The 17,340-nt window shown below is 71.4% G+C and carries 16 protein-coding genes and 1 rRNA gene; 3 read left to right on the forward strand and 14 right to left on the reverse strand.

The annotated features are described in order from the left end of the window. Position 1: 1 nt before the first annotated feature. Positions 2-1,552, reverse strand: coding sequence for a class I SAM-dependent methyltransferase (locus DEJ31_RS14295; protein WP_111122183.1), 1,551 nt, complete (start codon positions 1,550-1,552; stop codon positions 2-4). Then, positions 1,549-1,932 carry a helix-turn-helix transcriptional regulator gene (locus tag DEJ31_RS14300; RefSeq protein ID WP_111122184.1) on the reverse strand — a complete coding sequence of 128 codons (384 nt, stop codon included), beginning with the start codon at positions 1,930-1,932 and terminating at the stop codon, positions 1,549-1,551. The genes DEJ31_RS14295 and DEJ31_RS14300 overlap by 4 nt, the downstream gene beginning before the upstream one ends. A gap of 93 nt (positions 1,933-2,025) precedes the next feature. Between DEJ31_RS14300 and DEJ31_RS14305 the strand changes: the two genes are divergently transcribed. Further along, positions 2,026-3,270: an MFS transporter gene (locus tag DEJ31_RS14305; protein ID WP_111122185.1), complete on the forward strand. Its 1,245-nt coding sequence runs from the start codon at positions 2,026-2,028 to the stop codon at positions 3,268-3,270. A gap of 27 nt (positions 3,271-3,297) precedes the next feature. Here DEJ31_RS14305 and DEJ31_RS14310 read toward each other — a convergent pair whose 3' ends face one another. Both DEJ31_RS14310 and DEJ31_RS14315 read right to left on the reverse strand, forming a co-directional pair. Further along, positions 3,298-3,774 (reverse strand): TIGR02611 family protein, encoded by a 477-nt coding sequence (locus DEJ31_RS14310; RefSeq protein WP_258366319.1) that lies wholly within the window; start codon positions 3,772-3,774, stop codon positions 3,298-3,300. A gap of 122 nt (positions 3,775-3,896) precedes the next feature. Continuing rightward, positions 3,897-4,232 carry a TraR/DksA C4-type zinc finger protein gene (locus tag DEJ31_RS14315; protein WP_110904145.1) on the reverse strand — a complete coding sequence of 112 codons (336 nt, stop codon included), beginning with the start codon at positions 4,230-4,232 and terminating at the stop codon, positions 3,897-3,899. 48 nt (positions 4,233-4,280) lie between these two features. Here DEJ31_RS14315 and DEJ31_RS14320 point away from each other — a divergent pair, with 48 nt between their 5' ends. Next, positions 4,281-5,318 (forward strand): LLM class flavin-dependent oxidoreductase, encoded by a 1,038-nt coding sequence (locus tag DEJ31_RS14320; protein WP_111122186.1) that lies wholly within the window; start codon positions 4,281-4,283, stop codon positions 5,316-5,318. 120 nt (positions 5,319-5,438) lie between these two features. Continuing rightward, the gene (locus DEJ31_RS14325; protein WP_111122187.1) at positions 5,439-5,894 is read left to right on the forward strand and encodes a DUF2510 domain-containing protein; all 456 of its coding nucleotides are present in this window, start codon (positions 5,439-5,441) and stop codon (positions 5,892-5,894) included. A gap of 31 nt (positions 5,895-5,925) precedes the next feature. On the opposite strand, the gene arfB is transcribed toward DEJ31_RS14325, so the two are convergent. From arfB to rrf, 10 genes are all read right to left on the reverse strand, one after another. Further along, positions 5,926-6,348, reverse strand: a complete 423-nt coding sequence (gene arfB, locus DEJ31_RS14330; RefSeq protein ID WP_110904142.1) for an alternative ribosome rescue aminoacyl-tRNA hydrolase ArfB — start codon at positions 6,346-6,348, stop codon at positions 5,926-5,928. 38 nt (positions 6,349-6,386) lie between these two features. Further along, positions 6,387-7,379 (reverse strand): site-specific tyrosine recombinase XerD, encoded by a 993-nt coding sequence (locus DEJ31_RS14335; protein WP_110904141.1) that lies wholly within the window; start codon positions 7,377-7,379, stop codon positions 6,387-6,389. A gap of 40 nt (positions 7,380-7,419) precedes the next feature. Further along, entirely contained in the window at positions 7,420-7,989 is a 570-nt protein-coding gene (locus DEJ31_RS14340; protein WP_181421607.1) for an NUDIX hydrolase, read from the reverse strand. A gap of 123 nt (positions 7,990-8,112) precedes the next feature. Beyond that, complete coding sequence (locus DEJ31_RS14345; protein WP_110904140.1) at positions 8,113-9,825, reverse strand: CTP synthase; 1,713 nt, start codon at positions 9,823-9,825, stop codon at positions 8,113-8,115. Between the two features lie 154 nt (positions 9,826-9,979). Continuing rightward, positions 9,980-11,671, reverse strand: coding sequence for a DNA repair protein RecN (gene recN, locus DEJ31_RS14350; protein WP_111122188.1), 1,692 nt, complete (start codon positions 11,669-11,671; stop codon positions 9,980-9,982). Positions 11,672-11,854: 183 nt separating this feature from the next. After that, positions 11,855-12,778, reverse strand: coding sequence for an NAD kinase (locus DEJ31_RS14355; RefSeq protein ID WP_110904138.1), 924 nt, complete (start codon positions 12,776-12,778; stop codon positions 11,855-11,857). Next, positions 12,775-13,569, reverse strand: coding sequence for a TlyA family RNA methyltransferase (locus DEJ31_RS14360; RefSeq protein ID WP_111122193.1), 795 nt, complete (start codon positions 13,567-13,569; stop codon positions 12,775-12,777). The genes DEJ31_RS14355 and DEJ31_RS14360 overlap by 4 nt, the downstream gene beginning before the upstream one ends. A gap of 323 nt (positions 13,570-13,892) precedes the next feature. After that, positions 13,893-14,867 carry an HAD-IIA family hydrolase gene (locus tag DEJ31_RS14365; RefSeq protein WP_258366320.1) on the reverse strand — a complete coding sequence of 325 codons (975 nt, stop codon included), beginning with the start codon at positions 14,865-14,867 and terminating at the stop codon, positions 13,893-13,895. A gap of 31 nt (positions 14,868-14,898) precedes the next feature. Next, positions 14,899-15,840, reverse strand: a complete 942-nt coding sequence (locus tag DEJ31_RS14370) for a hypothetical protein (protein WP_111122194.1) — start codon at positions 15,838-15,840, stop codon at positions 14,899-14,901. A gap of 1,393 nt (positions 15,841-17,233) precedes the next feature. Then, positions 17,234-17,340 (reverse strand): 5S ribosomal RNA (gene rrf / locus DEJ31_RS14375); the annotation flags it as partial.

Here is a 17,340-nt window from a genome sequence, read left to right on the forward strand (position 1 = left end):
TCTAGGCGGGGAGGAGCAGGCCGTCGAGGACCAGGTCGCGCAGGCGTGGCAGCAGGTCCGCGGTCAACGCCTGGTCGTCGACACCCGTCAACTGGGCGATCGCGCCGATGATCTGGCCGACCGTCAGCTCACCGTCGGCGGCACCGACGAACGCGGCGAGCGCGGTGTCGGCGTCGACCCGTCGGCCGAACCCACCGCCCTGCACGAGCGTCATCACGGTGGGGTCGTCGTTGCCCGGCCAGTAGTGCCGTTCCTCGGTGACGTCGCCGGCGACGCGGAGGTGCGCGGCGGCGAACGCGTCGTCGTCACGCTCGGCGAGCCAGGAGACGGCGTCCAGGACGCGGGCGATCGTCGCGCCGAGGCCGACGGGGTTGGAGCCGAGCACCTGTGGGAGGCGTTCGAAGCGGTGGAGGTCGGGCGAGCCTCCGGACCGGACGACGACGTAGCCGAAGCCGACCCCGGTGACGTGGCGGTCGCGGAAGTCGTCCAGCCAGGCGTCGACCAGGTCGTCGAAGACGGGCGTGCCGGGCTTCGTGCCGCCGTCGCGGATCCAGGTCTCGGCGTAGGCGGGCGGGTCTTCGCGCTCCCGTTCGACCACCCACACGTCCAGGTCGGTGTCGGCGAACCAGGAGCGGACGCGCTCCAGTCCGTCGTGCCCCCACCGGTGTTCCCAGTTGCCGAGCAGCTGTGCGGTGCCGCCCGGCTCGAGGTGCTCGGCCAGCCCGCGGAGGACGGTCTCGACGAGGGCGTCGCCGACCATGCCGCCGTCCCGGTACTCGTAGGCGGGGACGCCCGCACGGCGGGGCGTGATGACGAACGGCGGGTTCGAGACGATCCGGTCGAACCGCTCCCCCGCGACCGGTTCGAACAGTGAGCCGAGACGGAAGTCGATGCCGTCGACGCCGTTGAGCTGCGCGTTGAACCGGGCGATGTCGATCGCCCGTCGTGAGATGTCGGTGGCGACGACCCGGTCGGCGAAGCGTCGGGCGTGCATCGCCTGGATGCCGCACCCGGTGCCGAGGTCGAGCACCCGCCGCACCGGCACGGGCAGCTGCAGGCCGCTCAACGTGGTGGTGGCCCCGCCGACGCCGAGGACGTGCTCCTCGCTGATGGCGTGTCCGAGGGCGAGTTCACCGAGGTCGGAGACGATCCACCAGCTGCCGGCGCCCAGGTCGTCGACGAACGCGTACGGGCGGAGGTCGACGGCGGCAGCGACGGTGTCCCCGTCGACGCGCAGGACCCCGGCCGCGACCAAGGAGTCCACGCTGGCGGACGGGAACGCGGCCGAGGCATCGGCCCGCGGCACCGGCAGGCCGAGCACGAAGAGCGTGGCGATGGTGGACAGCGGTGTCGTCGGGCGGGCGGCGAGGGCCCGACGGGCGGCGACGCGCACCCCGCGATGCAGGGCGGCGGCCGCCTCGGTCCCCCAGAGTGCGTCGACCCCCTCGACGGAGTAGCCGGCGGTGGTCAGGTCCGCGGCGAGCGCCGAGGTGACGGCGGGCTCGGCGACGACGTCGGGCAGCGTGTCCGCGGCTGTGCGCTCCCCGCTCATGCCAGGGCCTCGGCACGGACCAGGCCGGCGGGCACCTGCCAGTCGAGGACCAGGTCGAGCAGGCCCGGGAACCGCTGCTGGACCTCGTCGGTCCGGACGCGGCTGACCCGGGTCAGTCCCTCGAGGTGCTGCTCGAGCAGACCGGCTTCACGGAGCACCCGGAAGTGGTGCGTCAGCGTGGACTTCGGCCGGTCGATGCCGACCCACCCGCAGGAGCGTTCCTCGCCCGCGCCGTCCACCAGGTAGCGGTGCAGGATCGACAGCCGGATCGGGTCGGACAGGGCGTCCAGGACCGTCGGGAGGTCCATCTCGCCGACCGTGGGCTGCGGCAGCGGGCTGTGCTGCGGGAGCAGTTCGGCTCCGTCGGTGCGCTCGGGCATGCACGGACGGTACCACCCCGGGCCCGCCAGTACGAGTTGCGTCGTACTGGGCGCGTGCGGTACGAATGCACTCGTACAACGAAAGGGACGGCCATGCAGTCACCACGTTCGGTCGCAGGGTTCTGGATCCTCGCGACGATGCTCCTCGTCTCGGTCGCCTCGTCGGCCGTGCCGTCCCCGATCTACCCGGTCTACGCGGCCGAGTGGCACCTCACCCCGCTGATGCTCACGGCCGTGTTCGCGATCTACGTCGCCGGACTGCTGCTCAGCCTGCTCGTCGCCGGACGACTGTCGGACCACGTCGGTCGGAAGCCCGTCCTGATCGTCGGCGGCCTCGGCGTCGCCGTCTCGCTGGGCCTCTTCGCCGTCGCCGACGGGCTCGGCGCGCTCATCGTAGACCGCATCGTGCAGGGCGTCTCCGTGGGGCTGCTCATCGGCGCGCTCGGCGCGGCGCTCATCGACAACTCGCTCGAACGGCACCCCTCGCTCGCCGGCGTCCTCAACGGCGTCATCCCGCCGATCGCCCTCGCCACCGGTGCCCTGTCGAGCGGCGCCCTCGTCGAGTGGGGTCCCGCGCCGGAGCAGCTCGTCTACGTGCTGTTCGGGTCGCTCCTCGTGCTGCTCGTCGTCGCCCTGGCGGTCGTCCCGGAGCAGGTCGTCCGTCGACCCGGGGCCCTGCGGTCGCTCCGTCCCACGGTGTCGGTTCCACGGGCCTCCCGTCGGCTGTTCCGGAGCGTCGCCGGATCGCTCGTGTCCAGCTGGGCGCTCGGCGGACTGTTCCTGTCCCTCGTCCCGTCCGCGCTCGGCGTGGTCTTCGGCATCCACAACCACTTCGCCGCGGGCGCCCTCATCGCCGTCGTCACCGGCGTCGGTGCACTGACGGGACTGGTGATCCAGCGGATGGACACGCGGAAGGCGGTCCTGATCGGCCTCGTCGCCCTCGTGCTGGGACCGGTCGTCACCGTCACGTTCGTGTTCGTGCCGTCGCTGCCCGGCCTCGTCGTGGGCAGTGCGATCGCCGGTGTCGGCTTCGGCGCGGGCTTCCAGGCACCGCTCCGGATGCTGCTCGCCACCGCCGCCCCCACGCACCGCGCGGGCCTGCTGTCCACCATCTACGTCGTGAGCTACCTGGCCTTCGGCGTCCCGAGCGTCGTCGGCGGGTTCCTCGAGCCGTCGCTCGGCCTCGTCCCGGTGCTCGCCGGGTACGGCGCGTTCATCGTCCTGGCAGCGGTCGTCGCCCTCGTGCTGCAGGTCACGTCGAAGGACGCCGCGCAGGCCGAGGAAGCCGCGGCGGAAGCGGTCGAACTGACGGCGACGGGCTCGGTCCGCACGGTCTGACGCGAGCTCCGGTGAGGGTCCTGGTCGCTAGTGCCCGGGACGCGCGGTCCGACCGCGCGGCCGCACCCCGACGTTCCGGTGTGCCTCGGCGTGCGCGGCGTCGACGTCCGCCTTGCCGCGGTCCGCCGCGTCACGCATCCGCTTCGACGGCGCGTGGCGCTTCGCCCAGTCCCAGAACCGGTGCAGCTTCGCACGGAGCCACGTGATGATCCGGTGGAAGAAGTGGAACTCGCTCGCCAGCACGGTCAGGCCGACGAAGACCACGAGCCATCCCGGACCCGGCAGCGGCACCAGGATCAGGCCGATGACGACGATGAGACCACCGACGATCCCGACCAGGACCTTGTAGAAGAGGTGCACGTGCGGGCGGGCGTGGATCCAGGTGCGCATGTCCCGGAACCACTGGAAGCGCTGGCGTCCGCCGTCACCCGGGTCCGTGGACGATGTCGCCGCGGACGCGTCGGGAACGCCACTCCGGGGAGGCTCAGTCGGGTCGCCGTGCATGTCGGAACGCTAGGGCGCGCGCCTGGGAAACCGCGGCGGAACCGGTCGGTGCGCGGTGTGGACGGCGCATCGCGTCACGTGCTCCTGCGAACCCCGCGCCTCCGGTCCGGACGGGAGGCCCGTCACGCGTGCACGACGCACGTCGCCGCCCACGGGACGGCGGCCAGGCGCGCCTCCGGGATCGGCTCCCCGCCCACGGCGCAGCGGCCGTAGGTCCCGGCGTCGAGGCGTCCGAGGGCTGCGTCCACCTGCTCGACGCGCCGGCGGGCGTCGTCCCGCACCGCGCCGAGGGACCCGCGCTCCCAGGCGAGCGTCGAACCCTCCGGGTCGTGTTCGTCGTCCGTGTTCGCGCCGTCCCGGGCGTCACTGACGTCCTGCATGCTCAGCTCGACGTCGACCAGCAGCTTGCTCGCGCGAGCCCGTTCAGCCTGCAGGGCGGTCCGCGGCTCGAAGTCCATGCCGCCGACGGTAGTCCGCGGAATGGACCTCTACCCGGATGCGTTCGCATGCACATGACGAAGATCGGGTTCCTCTCCTTCGGGCACTGGCGTGACGTCGCCGGGTCGAAGGTCCGCAGTGGGCGCGAGTCGCTCGTGCAGGCCATCGACCTCGCCGTGGCGGCCGAGGAGGCGGGCGTCGACGGTGCGTACTTCCGCGTGCACCACTTCGCACCCCAGCAGGCCGCGCCCTTCCCCCTCCTGTCGGCGATCGCCGCCCGGACCAGCCGCATCGAGATCGGCACCGGCGTGATCGACATGCGCTACGAGAACCCGCTGTACATGGCGGAGGAGGCGGCGGCCACCGACCTCATCTCCGGCGGCCGACTGCAGCTCGGCGTGAGCCGGGGGTCACCCGAGACTGCCCTCGCCGGCTACCGCTCGTTCGGCTACGTGCCGGAGGCGGACGACGAGAACGGCGCCGACCTGGCCCGCGACCACACCGCGGTCTTCCGCCGCGCGATCGCCGGCGAGCCGATGGCGAACGCGAACCCGCAGATGACCGGTGCGGTCGGGTCGCTCGCGATCACGCCGTGGTCCGACACCCTGTCCGAGCGCATCTGGTGGGGTGCCGGCACCCGGGCCACCGCCGAGTGGACTGCCGAGCAGGGCATGAACCTGATGTCGTCGACCCTGCTGACCGAGGACACCGGCGTGCCCTTCGACCAGCTGCAGGCGGAGCAGATCGAGCGCTTCCGCAGCACCTGGCGCGAGATGGGCTGGGACCACGAACCCCGGGTGAGCGTCAGCCGCAGCATCATCCCGATCATCGACGACGAGTCGCGCCACTACTTCGGCGTCCGCGCACAGGTGGAGGGGCAGGACCAGGTCGGGCACCTGGACGGGGGCCTCGCCCGGTTCGGCCGTTCGTACATCGGCGAACCCGAACAGCTCGTCGCGGAGCTCGCCGCTGACCAGGCCGTCCGGGCTGCCGACACGGTCCTCGTCACGGTGCCGAACCAGCTCGGGGTGGACTTCAACGCCCGGCTGCTCGCCGCCGTCAAGGACGTCTTCGCCGAGGTGGACGCCGCTCCGGCGGCGGTCTGAGGCGGGGCCGGGCATCCCGGTCCCCCCTTCTGCCGACACCCGGTCTGGGGCAGCGGCGTCGGCACGTGCCAGGTAGCGTCGAGAGGCACTGACGACACCCGCACACACCAGGAGTTCCCCGTGACGCTGCCGGCCGCCGGCTGGTTCCCGGACCCGCAGGACACCGCACGACTGCGGTGGTGGGACGGTCACGCCTGGGGCGAGGCGACCCGGGTGCTGCCCCGCGAGGCACCTGACCCGATCGTGTCCGTCCTCACCGCCATGCCCGCCGGACCGGCCTTCTCCGTCGAGGCGTCGGCCCGCGCCGTCGAGGCCCGCTCGTGGGCGTACGGCAGCACCGACCGATGGTTCTGCGTGTTCGCGGTCCTCGCCGTGGTGGCGGCGATCGTGTCCCTCGTGATGAACCCGTGGGGGCTCTGCAGCCTGCTCGGCATCGCCGCGGGCCTGATCGCGCTGGTGCGTCCGGGCGCGACCGGTCCCTGGCGGGTCGTCGGGCAGAGCATCGGAGCGTCCGCGCTCGTGCTCGCCGTCGCGACCGGTGTCGTCGCTGCGAACGGGCACCTGCACCTGTTCTGAGCCCGGCGCCTGCCTGGCCGTCAGGCGTCGATCAGTCCTCCGACGGCCGCCGACGCTGCTGCTTCGTCGCAGACCGCTGCTGCTTGCCCGCCAGGCGGCGGCGTTGCGAGCCACGCGTCGGGCGGGTCGCGCGCCGTGGCGGGCCGGGCGGGGCGAGCGCGTCCCGCAGGAGTCCACGGAGCGCGTCGAGGGCGGCCTCACGGTTGCGCAACTGCGACCGCCGCTCGGACACCGTCACGGTGATCGTCCCCGCGGCCGTGCGCCGGGCGACCCGCTCGAGGATGCGCGTCCGCTGCTCGTCGCTGAGCACCGGCGACCCGGCGACGTCCCACGTCAGTTGGACGCGACTGTCGGACGTGTTGACGTGCTGGCCACCGGCGCCGGACGACCGCGAGAACCGCCACTGCAGTTCGGACTCGGGGATCGTCAGCCCCGGCCCCACCTCGAGGTCCATGCGCCCAGGGTCCCACGTTCCCAGCAGCGCCGCGATCCCTACCGCCGCGCCCGCGGGTGTGCCGTCTGGTACACGTCGCGCAGCATGTCCGCCGTCACCAGCGTGTAGATCTGCGTGGTCGCGACGCTCGCGTGTCCGAGCAGCTCCTGCACCACCCGGACGTCCGCGCCGCCCTCGAGCAGGTGCGTGGCGAAGGAATGCCGGAAGGTGTGCGGTGAGACGTGCGCCGTCAGCTCGGCCCGGTCCGCAGCCGCCTGGATGACGAGCCAGGCGCTCTGCCGCGACAGTCGAGCGCCCCGCGCGCCGAGGAACAGCGCGGGCGTCCCGGCCCCCCGGGCGGCGAACACCGGCCGCGCCCGCACCAGGTACGCGTCGACCGCTGCCCGGGCGTAGCTGCCGAGCGGCACGATGCGCTGCTTGTTCCCCTTGCCGGTGACCCGCACCACGGAGACGTCGGTGTCCTCGTCCGCGGCTCCGTCCACGTCAGCGAGCGTGGTCACGTCGTCGACCGAGAGGCCCACCGTCTCCGAGATGCGGGCACCGGTCGCGTACAGCAGTTCGAGGAGCGCCCGATCGCGCAGCTGCACGGGATCGTCGCCGACGACCGACCCGATCAGCCGCTCCATGTCGTGCACCGAGATCGCCTTCGGCAGGCGCATCGGGGCCTTCGGCGGGCGGACCGAGGCTCCGGGGTCGAGTGGCAGCCACCCCTCGCCGGCGGCGAACGCCGAGAACGAGCGCACCGAGCTGAGCATCCGCGCGACCGAGCGGGGCGCCAGCGGCCCCTCCGGTCGCGTGGTCAGGTACTGGACGAACCCGGCGAGGTCCGCTCGCGCCAGGCGTCCGACGTCCTCGAGGACCCCTGCCCCGCCGGCGCGGTCGGCCCCGGTGGACTCCACCACGGGTTGCGTGCCGATCCACGCACCGAACGTCGCGAGATCGCGCCGGTACGCCGAGAGGGTGTGCTGCGACAGGCCGCGCTCGATGGCGATGTGCCGCAGGTAGTCCTGCACGGCACGCTCGAACGGCATCACCCGACGAGGCTACTGCGGCGCGGGACGGCCGAGGTCGCTAGCGGCGCTCGGCCGCCTCCACCGCGAGCGTCGCCACGATGAGCGCCGAGTTGTGCAGGCGCCCCTCGAGGATCCCGGCCACGAGTTCGGCACGCGGCACCCAGCGGATCTCGATGTCGGCCTCCTCGGCCTCCCGCTCGAACGCGGACGAGGTCGCCCGCACGCCGGTCGCCCGGAACACCTCGATGAACTCATTGCTCCCACCCGAGGACGTGTTGTACCGCACCAGGTGCTGCCAGTCGTCGGCCTCGACGTCGGCCTCCTCGGCCAGCTCGCGCTTCGCGGCGGTCAGGTGGTCCTCACCCTCGTGGTCGAGCAGTCCGGCCGGCAGCTCCCAGTCGCGCAGCTGCACCGGGTGCCGGTACTGCTGGATGACGAGGACGCGGCCGTCCTCGTCCTCCGCGAACACCGCGACCGCACCGGTGTGGTCGATGTACTCGCGGACCATGTCCTTGCCGTTGTAGTCGACGGTGTCGCGGGTGATGTCCCAGACCGCGCCCTCGAACACCCGCTCGGAGGCGGTCACGTGGAAGGAGGCGGATTCGTCGGCGATCGGTGCGTCAGTCACCTCGCCATCCTGCCCCACCGTGGTCGACGCGCGTCCAGATCGGCGGATGACGGACGGGAGGCTCCCCACCAGCTGGTGGAGAGCCTCCCGTCACACGCGTGGTCGCGACCGCGACCTGTCGGATCAGGCGACCGCTTCGGTCTCCGGGTCGAACAGGCGCGTCGACTCGTTGCGCTCGATCGCCGCACCGACGAGGCCCGCGAAGAGCGGGTGCGCGCGGTTCGGACGCGACCGGAGCTCCGGGTGCGCCTGGGTGCCGATGTAGAACGGGTGCTCCGCACGGTCCAACTCGACGTACTCCACCAGGGTGCCGTCGGGCGAGGTGCCGGAGAACACCATGCCGGCGTCCGCGATCTGCTCGCGGTAGTGGTTGTTGACCTCGTAGCGGTGACGGTGACGCTCGGACGCCTCGTCCGCGCCGTACAGCTCGGCGGCCAGGGAGCCCTCGAGGAACTTCGCCGGGTACATGCCGAGGCGCATCGTGCCGCCGAGGTCACCGTCAGCGATGATGTCGACCTGCTCGGCCATCGTCGCGATGACCGGGGTGGAGGTCTCCGGGTCGAACTCGGTGCTCGACGCGTCGAGCAGGCCGGCCTCGTGGCGGGCGTACTCGATGACCATGCACTGCAGACCGAGGCACAGGCCGAGCGTCGGGATGTTCTGCTCACGCGCGAACTTCAGCGCACCGAGCTTGCCCTCGATGCCACGGATCCCGAACCCGCCCGGGATGCAGATGCCGTCGACATCGCCGAGGTTCTTCGCGGCGCCCTCGGGAGTCAGACATTCGTCCGAGGCGACCCACTTCAGCGTCACCTTGGCGGTGTGGGCGAAGCCACCGGCACGCAGCGCCTCGGTCACCGACAGGTACGCGTCGGGCAGGTCGATGTACTTGCCGACCAGGGCGATCGTGACGGCCTTCTTCGGCTCGTGCACCGCGGTCAGCACACCGTTCCAGCGAGACCAGTCGACGTCGTGCGCCTCGAGGCGGAGGGCCTCGATGATGACCTGGTCGAGACCCTGGTCGTGCAGCATCGTCGGGATGTCGTAGATGGACGGGACGTCGACCGCGTTCACCACGGCGTCCTCGTCCACGTCGCACATCAGTGCGATCTTGCGCTTGTTCGCGTCCGAGACGGGGCGGTCCGAGCGGAGCACGAGGGCGTCCGGCTGGATGCCGATCGAGCGGAGCTGCGCGACCGAGTGCTGCGTCGGCTTCGTCTTCTGCTCACCCGAGGCCGCCATGAACGGCACCAGCGAGACGTGCACGAAGAACACGTTGTTCCGACCGAGCTCGTGCCGCACCTGCCGTGCCGCCTCGATGAAGGGCTGCGACTCGATGTCACCGACCGTGCCACCGACCTCGGTGATGATGACATCGGGCTGGGGGTCGTTCTCGGACTGCTCGCGCATCCGACGCTTGATCTCGTCGGTGATGTGCGGGATGACCTGGACGGTGTCACCGAGGTACTCCCCGCGACGCTCCTTGGCGATGACCGTCGAGTAGACCTGCCCGGTCGTGACGTTCGCCGACTGCGCCAGGTCGATGTCGAGGAAGCGCTCGTAGTGCCCGATGTCCAGGTCCGTCTCGGCGCCGTCGTCGGTCACGAAGACCTCGCCGTGCTGGAACGGGTTCATCGTGCCCGGGTCCACGTTGAGGTACGGGTCGAGCTTCTGCATGACGACCTTGAGGCCGCGCGCCGTGAGCAGGTTGCCGAGGCTGGCCGCCGTCAGGCCCTTGCCGAGAGACGAGACGACCCCGCCGGTCACGAAGATCTGCTTCGTCACCTTCGGGGTCGCGTTCGAAGAATTGGTTCCGCCGCTGAGAGTGTCCGCCACGGGATTCCATCGTACGTCAGAAGTGCCGGGAGGCGCGACCCGCGTTCGCCGGGCGCGTTGCGTCCGCGGTGTGCTCGCCGGGGCGGGGCGTCCTCGTCGGGGCGGGGCGTGCTCGCCGAGGCGGGGCGTGCCTCCCGGCTGTCGTGCCGGAGGGTCATGCGGAGCGGCCGGCGACCTCGAGGAGTTCGCGTGCGTGTTCCATGCCGCTGGCACTGTCGCCGAGTCCGGAGAGCAGCCGTGCCATCTCCTGCAGGCGGTCGTCGCCCTCGAGGCGGCGGACGCTCGACGACGTCACCGCACCGCTGGCGTCCTTCACGACGTTGAGGTGGTTGTTCGCGAACGCCGCCACCTGCGCCAGGTGCGTGACCACGATGACCTGCGTCCGTTCGGCGAGCGCCGCCAGGCGCCGACCGATCTCGATCGCCGCGGCACCACCGACGCCCGCGTCGACCTCGTCGAACACGAAGGTCGGGACGGTGGTGCTGCCGGCCATCACGACCTCGATCGCGAGCATCACGCGTGAGAGCTCGCCGCCGGACGCCCCCTTGCCGATCGGCCGCGGGTCGGTGCCCGAGTGCGGTTGCAGCAGGATCGCGACCTGGTCGCGCCCGTGTCGCCGGAACTCGCCCGCGTCGGTGACCTCGACCACCAGGGTCGCACCGGCCATCGCGAGGCTCTTCAGCTCCGCGGTGACCCGCTTCGCCAGGTCCGTCGCCGCCTTCGTCCGTACCTTCGTGAGCGCAGCGCCGGCCGCCTCGAGCGCTGCCCGGTCGGCCTCGACCGCCTGCTGCAGCTGCACGATGCGGTCGTCGTCGCCGTCGAGCTCGAGGAGTCGGTCGGACGCCCGCTGCCCCGCGGCGATGACGTCCTCGACACTCTCGCCGTACTTCCGGATCAACCCGGCGAGCAGTGCCCGGCGTTCGTTGATGAGCTCGAGGTCGTGGCCGGCCTCGGGCTCGAGGGAGCCGATGTAGCTCGACAGCGACGCGGATGCCTCGCTCGCCTGGATCCCCAGCTCGGTGAGCTGCTCGAGCACGGGCTGCAGTGCCGGGTCGACGCCCGCGACGCGCTCGATCGCGCGTCGGGCGGACTCGACGAGACCGATGACGTCCGGACCGTCGAGGGACTCGCTCGACACCGCCTCGTGCGCCAGGCTTGCGGACAGCCGGAGGTCCTCGAGGTTCCCCAACCGCTCGGCACGGTCGGCGAGCTCGGTGTCCTCGCCCGGCTGCGGGTCCGCCGCCTCGATCTCGGCCGAGGCCTCACGGAGGCGCCCGGCCTCGGCGAGCCGCTCGTCGCGGTCGCGAGTCAGCGTCTCGAGGTCACCGGCGTGCTGCTGCCACGCGTCGTACACGGCGACGTACTTCGCCAGGGCCTTCTCGACCGCCGCGCCGCCGAAGCCGTCGAGGGCCGCCCGCTGCGCCACCGCGGAGGTCAGCCGGATCTGGTCGGACTGTCCGTGCACGGTCACGAGCTGGTCCGCCAGTTCGCCGAGCACCGCGACCGGAGCGCTGCGGCCGCCCACGGTCGCGCGGCTGCGGCCCTCGGCGGAGACCGTGCGGGTCAGGATGAGTTCGCCGTCCTCCACGGTCCCACCGGCGTCCTCGACCCGCTCGGCGACGGCCGCGTGGTCGGGGAGTTGCCAGCGTCCTTCGACGACGGCGTTCGGCGCGCCGCGGCGGACCGAGCCGGCGTCGGCACGGGCACCGAGGAGCAGGCCGAGCGCGGTGACGATCATCGTCTTCCCGGCGCCGGTCTCCCCCGTGACGACGGTGAAGCCGGGGCCGAGCTCGAGGGTGGCGTCGCCGATCACGCCGAGGTCGGAGATGCGGATTTCCTCGATCACTGGATGTGCTCCTGCTGCTGGTTCACGTCGTGGTGCCGGTGCTCGTGCTGGTGCCGTTGCTCATGCTCGTGCCGGTGGTCGTGTTCGTGCCGGTGGTCGTGCTCGTGGGGGTCGGTCGTGTTCGTGGGGGTCGGTCGTGTTCGTGGGCCGTGCGGGACCGGCCGGTGCGGCTGGACGGCCGCCTCACACGTCCTCGTCGTCACGCTGCGGCCCGCGCCACCCGGCGACCGGAAGACGGAACTTCGCCACCAGACGATCGGCGAACGCGGCGTCCTTGATCCGGGCGACACGCACCGGCTCCGGGGACCGGCGCACCTCGACCCGAGCGCCGGGAGGCAGATCGTGCGTCCGCCGCCCGTCGCACCACAGCACACCCACACCGCTCGTCCGGCGCAGCACCTCGACCGCGAGGACCCGATCCGGTCCGACCACGATCGGACGGGAGAACAGGGCGTGTGCGCTCAGCGGCACCATCAGGATCGCGTCGACGTCGGGCCACACCACGGGACCGCCGCCGGAGAAGGAGTACGCGGTCGAACCGGTCGGGGTCGAGAACACCACACCGTCGCACCCGAAGGAGGACAGCGGCCGGCCGTCGACCTCGGTGACGACCTCGAGCATGCGCTCACGGGAGGCCTTCTCGACCGTCGCTTCGTTCAGCGCCCAGCTGGAGTAGACGATCTCGTTGCCGACGACGACGTCGACCTGCAGGGCCACGCGCTCCTCGACCTTGTACTCGCCGGTCAGGGCGCGCTCGACCGTCTCGGCCAGGCCGTCGCGCTCGCTCTCGGCGAGGAAGCCGACGTGACCGAGGTTGACGCCGACGATCGGGGCCTTGGTGCCTCGCGCCAGTTCGGCGGCGCGGAGGATCGTCCCGTCACCGCCGAGGACGATGACGATCTCGATCTCGTCGGGACGGACGTCGACGCCCAGGATGTCGACCTGACCGACCGACGCTTCGGCCCGACGGATGTCGGCGTACTCGTCGAAGGGCATCACCGGGGTCACGCCGGCATCGTGCAGGATGTCGCACACCTCGACCGCGGCGTCGATCGAGTCGCGCCGTCCGGTGTGCGAGACCAGCAGGATGTGTCGTTCGTCGCTCATGGAGCTCCCTCCGCCAGTTCCGTCGCCCGGAGGATCCATTCTGTCGGGTTCTCCCCGGCACCTCGCTGGAGACGCGCGAGGTACTCGTGGTTGCCGTGGGTACCGACGATCGGCGACGGTGCCAACCCCGCCGTTCCGAGGCCCAGGTCCCACGCAGTCCAGAGGACGTTCATGAGCGCGTCCTGGCGCAACGACGCATCCCGGACGATCCCTTCACGGATGCCGGTCCGACCGACCTCGAACTGCGGCTTCACCAGGAGGACGAACTCGTCGGCCTGGACCGCCTCGACCAGTGCGGGCAACACCATGCGGAGGCTGATGAACGACAGGTCCCCCACCACCAGGCTGGTGCGCTCCGCAGCGGGGTCGAGGGCCAGGTAGTCGGCGCTCGTGAGGTTCCGGGCGTTGACCCCCTCGACCACGACGACCCGGTCGTCCAGGGCGATCACCGGCGCCAGCTGACCGTGACCCACGTCCAGGGCGATCACGCGCGCGGCTCCCCGTGCCAGCAGCACCTGTGTGAACCCGCCGGTCGAGGCGCCCACGTCCAACACGGTCCGGCCGTTCGGATCGACGCCGAATGCATCGAGCGCGCCGACGAGCTTCAGCGCGGCGCGGGAGACCCACTCGTCCTCGGCGTCCACCACGATGTCCGCGGAGGCGGTGACCGGGGTCGAGGCCTTCACGACCGGGACCCCGTCGATCGTCACACGACCGGCTTGGATGAGGGCGGCCGCTGCGGTCCGGGAGCGCGCCAGACCCCGCGCCGGGATCGCGGCGTCGAGGCGCATCGTGCCGACCGGCGTCGTCACCGGGTCCACGGCGGCGTCGTGGTCAGACACGAGCATCCCCGCCCTGTTCGAGTCGGGTCCGGAGTTCGTCGTGCAGCGCTGCGAACGCGTCCGCGCGGTCAGCCAGTGGAAGACGCTCCACCTCTACAGCTCGGCGCCCGACGCTCTCGGCTTCCTCGGTCGCCGCTCCGCTGCGAGACCCACCGGGAATCGATCGCGATGGCCCGGGGACAGCCTGAGGGACCGCTGGCACACCGCCCGACGAGGCCGGGAGGGCAGAGCCCGTCGCGTCGTCCGTCCGGGCTGGTTCCACGCCCGACACGCTACTCGCCGCCGTACAGCGCCGGGTCCACGTCGAGGCCGTAGATCGCCAGGCCGGAGTCCCAGATCGCGGTCGCGCCGGCGCGCAACAGGTCCATCTCGTCCGGTCCCACCTGTTCGGCGCGGACGACGTGCCCGCGCATCGAGACGGTCGACTCCCCCACGGTGACCCGACGGGTGCCGTCCGGGTCCTCACTGCGGATGGTCACCGGGTACGGCTCGTGCAGTCCCCGGAGGTCCTTGAGCACGTACGTCGGCCGCGAGCGCTGATCCGCGGCCAGGACCTGCTTGGGCTGGTCGATGCCGGTGAGCACGAGCACGCTCGGGATGCCGGCGTCGTTCGCGCCCTTGATGTCCGTGTCGAGACGGTCACCGATGAACAACGGTCGTCCGCCGCCGAACCGTGCCAGGGCGGCGTCGAAGATCGGTCGCTCGGGCTTCCCCGCCACCACGGGCATGCGACTGACGGCCTGGTGCACGGCCGCGACGAGGGTGCCGTTGCCGGGCGCGATGCCGCGCTCGACCGGGATCGACCAGTCCATGTTGGTCGCGACCCACGGCACGGAGGCATCCGCCAGCGCGAAGGACGCCTCGGCCAGCTGCTGCCACCCGAGGTCCGGCGAGAACCCCTGGATCACCGCTGCGGGGCTGTCGTCCGCACTGTCGGTGACCACGAAGCCCGCCTGCTCGACGATCGTCGTGAGTCCCAGCCCACCGATCACCAACACGGTCGAACCTGCCGGCACCAGCGTGGCGAGCAACCGCGCCCCCGCCTGCGAGGACGTCACGACGTCGTCAGCGGTGACCTGGAGCCCGTACCGCTCGAGGTGCTCGGCGACGTCCACCGGACGGCGCGAGGCGTTGTTGGTGATGTAGCCGACGCGCGCCGACGCCGCCGCCCGGGTGAGGGCCTCCACGGCGTGCGGGATCGCGTTCCGACCCCGGTAGACGACACCGTCGAGGTCCGTCAGGACCACGTCGATGCCGTCGACCGGAGTGCGCGGTGACTCAGCCGGCTGCGGAGCCGTCGATGTCGCGGGGGTTGTCCTCGTCGATCTCTCCGGGCTGGTCGGCGGCGTCGTCGGAGTCGTCGTCGTCGAGGTCGTCGTCGGTGTCGTCGTCGGTGTCGTCGTCGAGGTCGTCGTCCCCGAGGGTGCTGACGTACCCGTTGCCCGGCTCGGCGTCGCCGAGTTCGGCGTCGTCGAGCTCGGCGTCGTCGAGCTCGACGGACTCGTCGTCTCCGGACTCGTCGTCCCCGGATCCGTCGTCCCCGGATTCGTCGAACTCGTCGACTTCGATCGCTTCCTCGACCACATCCACTGTCTCCCAAGCATCGTCTTCAGCGGCTTCCGCGAGGGCTTCGGCCGCGCGGTCGACCCGGGCCCACCACTCGTCGGCCTCGTCCTGGCGACCGAGCTCCTCGAGCGTGGCCGCGTAAGCACTGTAGAGCGCCGGCGACCAGCTGTAGGCGGTCGAGGGGTCGAGCTGTGGAATCTCCAGCTCACCCAGCGCGGCTGTGGGGTTCCCGAGGTCCAGCCGAGCGCCGGACATCGCGATCGCGAGTTCGACCTGCACCGGCGTCTCGAGTGCGGCGCGGTCGACGGAGCGCCCGAGCTCGAGTGCACGCTCGGGGCGCCCGAGGCCACGCTCGCAGTCCACCATCATCGGGAGCTGGTCGTTCCGACCCGAGATGCGTCGGTACGTGCGGAGCTCACGGAGGGCCGTGGCGAAGTCACCCAGGCGGTACGCCGTGATCGCCGCGGTCTCCCGGACGACGGCCACCCGGCCGGCACGCCGGGCTGCGCTCAACGCGTGCTGGTTCGCTTCTTCCGGGTCCGAGTCGACGAGCAGCGCCGCGGTGACGAGGTGTCGCGCGACCCAGTCGGCGTTGTCCTTGCTGAGTGTCTTGAGCTCAGCACGAGCGGCGGGGTGGAGGTCACGCGCATCCACTTCCTCCGGGATCTCCGGGTCGTCGTGGCGCGGGCGGATCGATCGGGTGCCGTAGGGGTCGCGGTCTTCCCAGTCGTCACGGGCTGCCTCGCCGAAGCGCGCTCCGGCCGATCGGTTGCCGTCGCCGAAGCGCTTGCGTTCGGCGCCACCATCGCGGGCCGGACGGTCGTCGTTGCCCCGGAACGGCCGGTCGTTGCCGCCACTGCGGAACGGGCGGTCCCCGTCCCGGCGCGGACGGTCGTCGCTCCCACGGAACGGGCGGTCGTTGCCGCCGCTCCGTACGGGACGATCTCCGTCACGACGGGGACGGTCGTCGCTCCCACGGAACGGACGATCACCATCACGACGCGGACGGTCATCGTTCCCACGGAACGGACGATCGTTGCCGCCACTGCGGAACGGGCGGTCTCCGTCACGGCGCGGACGGTCGTCGCTCCCACGGAACGGACGGTCATTGCCACCGCTGCGCACCGGACGATCACCATCACGACGGGGACGGTCATCGTTCCCACGGAAGGGACGATCACCATCACGACGGGGACGGTCGTCGTTCCCACGGAACGGACGATCACCATCACGACGCGGACGGTCATCGTTCCCACGGAACGGACGATCACCATCACGACGGGGACGGTCATCGTTCCCTCGGAACGGACGATCGTTGCCGCCACTGCGGAACGGGCGATCTCCGTCCCGGCGCGGACGGTCATCGCTCCCACGGAACGGACGGTCATTGCCACCGCTGCGCACCGGTCGATCCCCGTCACGACGGGAACGGTCATCGTTCCCACGGAACGGGCGGTCTCCGTCCCGGCGCGGTCGGTCATCGTTCCCACGGAACGGACGATCACCATCACGACGCGGACGGTCATCGCTCCCACGGAACGGACGATCACCATCACGACGAGGGCGGTCGGATGCGGGCCGGTCCGAGCGCCACGAAGGACGATCGTTCCGAGCGCCACCATCGCGGAAGTCACGGCCGGCCGGCCGGCGGTCGGAGCTCTCATCGCGAGGACGATCACCGCGCGGAGCACCACGTTCCGCGCGATCGCCTTCACGACGCTCGAAGTCGCGAGGACCAGACGACCAACGACCGCTGTCGCCTGCACGTCGCGATCGATCCGGACGGTCTCCGTCTCGGCCGTCTCGTCGCTGTTCGTCGTCGTTCGCCACCGTTGCTCCTCGTCGCGTGCCGATGACTCGTGTCTCGGCGATCGTCCGCTGTGTCGTTGTGTAGATGAAGCACCCCGGGCCGTGTGCTCCACCCAGTCCATCATGGACGGGAAGCAGAGTCGACCTCGAGCGCCCCTGATGCAACAGAAAATGGCCATCGGCCCTCACGAGAGCTGTTGCTCTCGATGGAGGGCCGATGGCCACATCATGAAAAGAAGTCCGGCGGCGTCCTACTCTCCCACAAGGTCCCCCTTGCAGTACCATCGGCGCTGAGAGGCTTAGCTTCCGGGTTCGGAATGTGACCGGGCGTTTCCCTCTCGCTAT

Source organism: Curtobacterium sp. MCPF17_031 (assembly GCF_003234035.1).
GTDB lineage: Bacteria > Actinomycetota > Actinomycetes > Actinomycetales > Microbacteriaceae > Curtobacterium.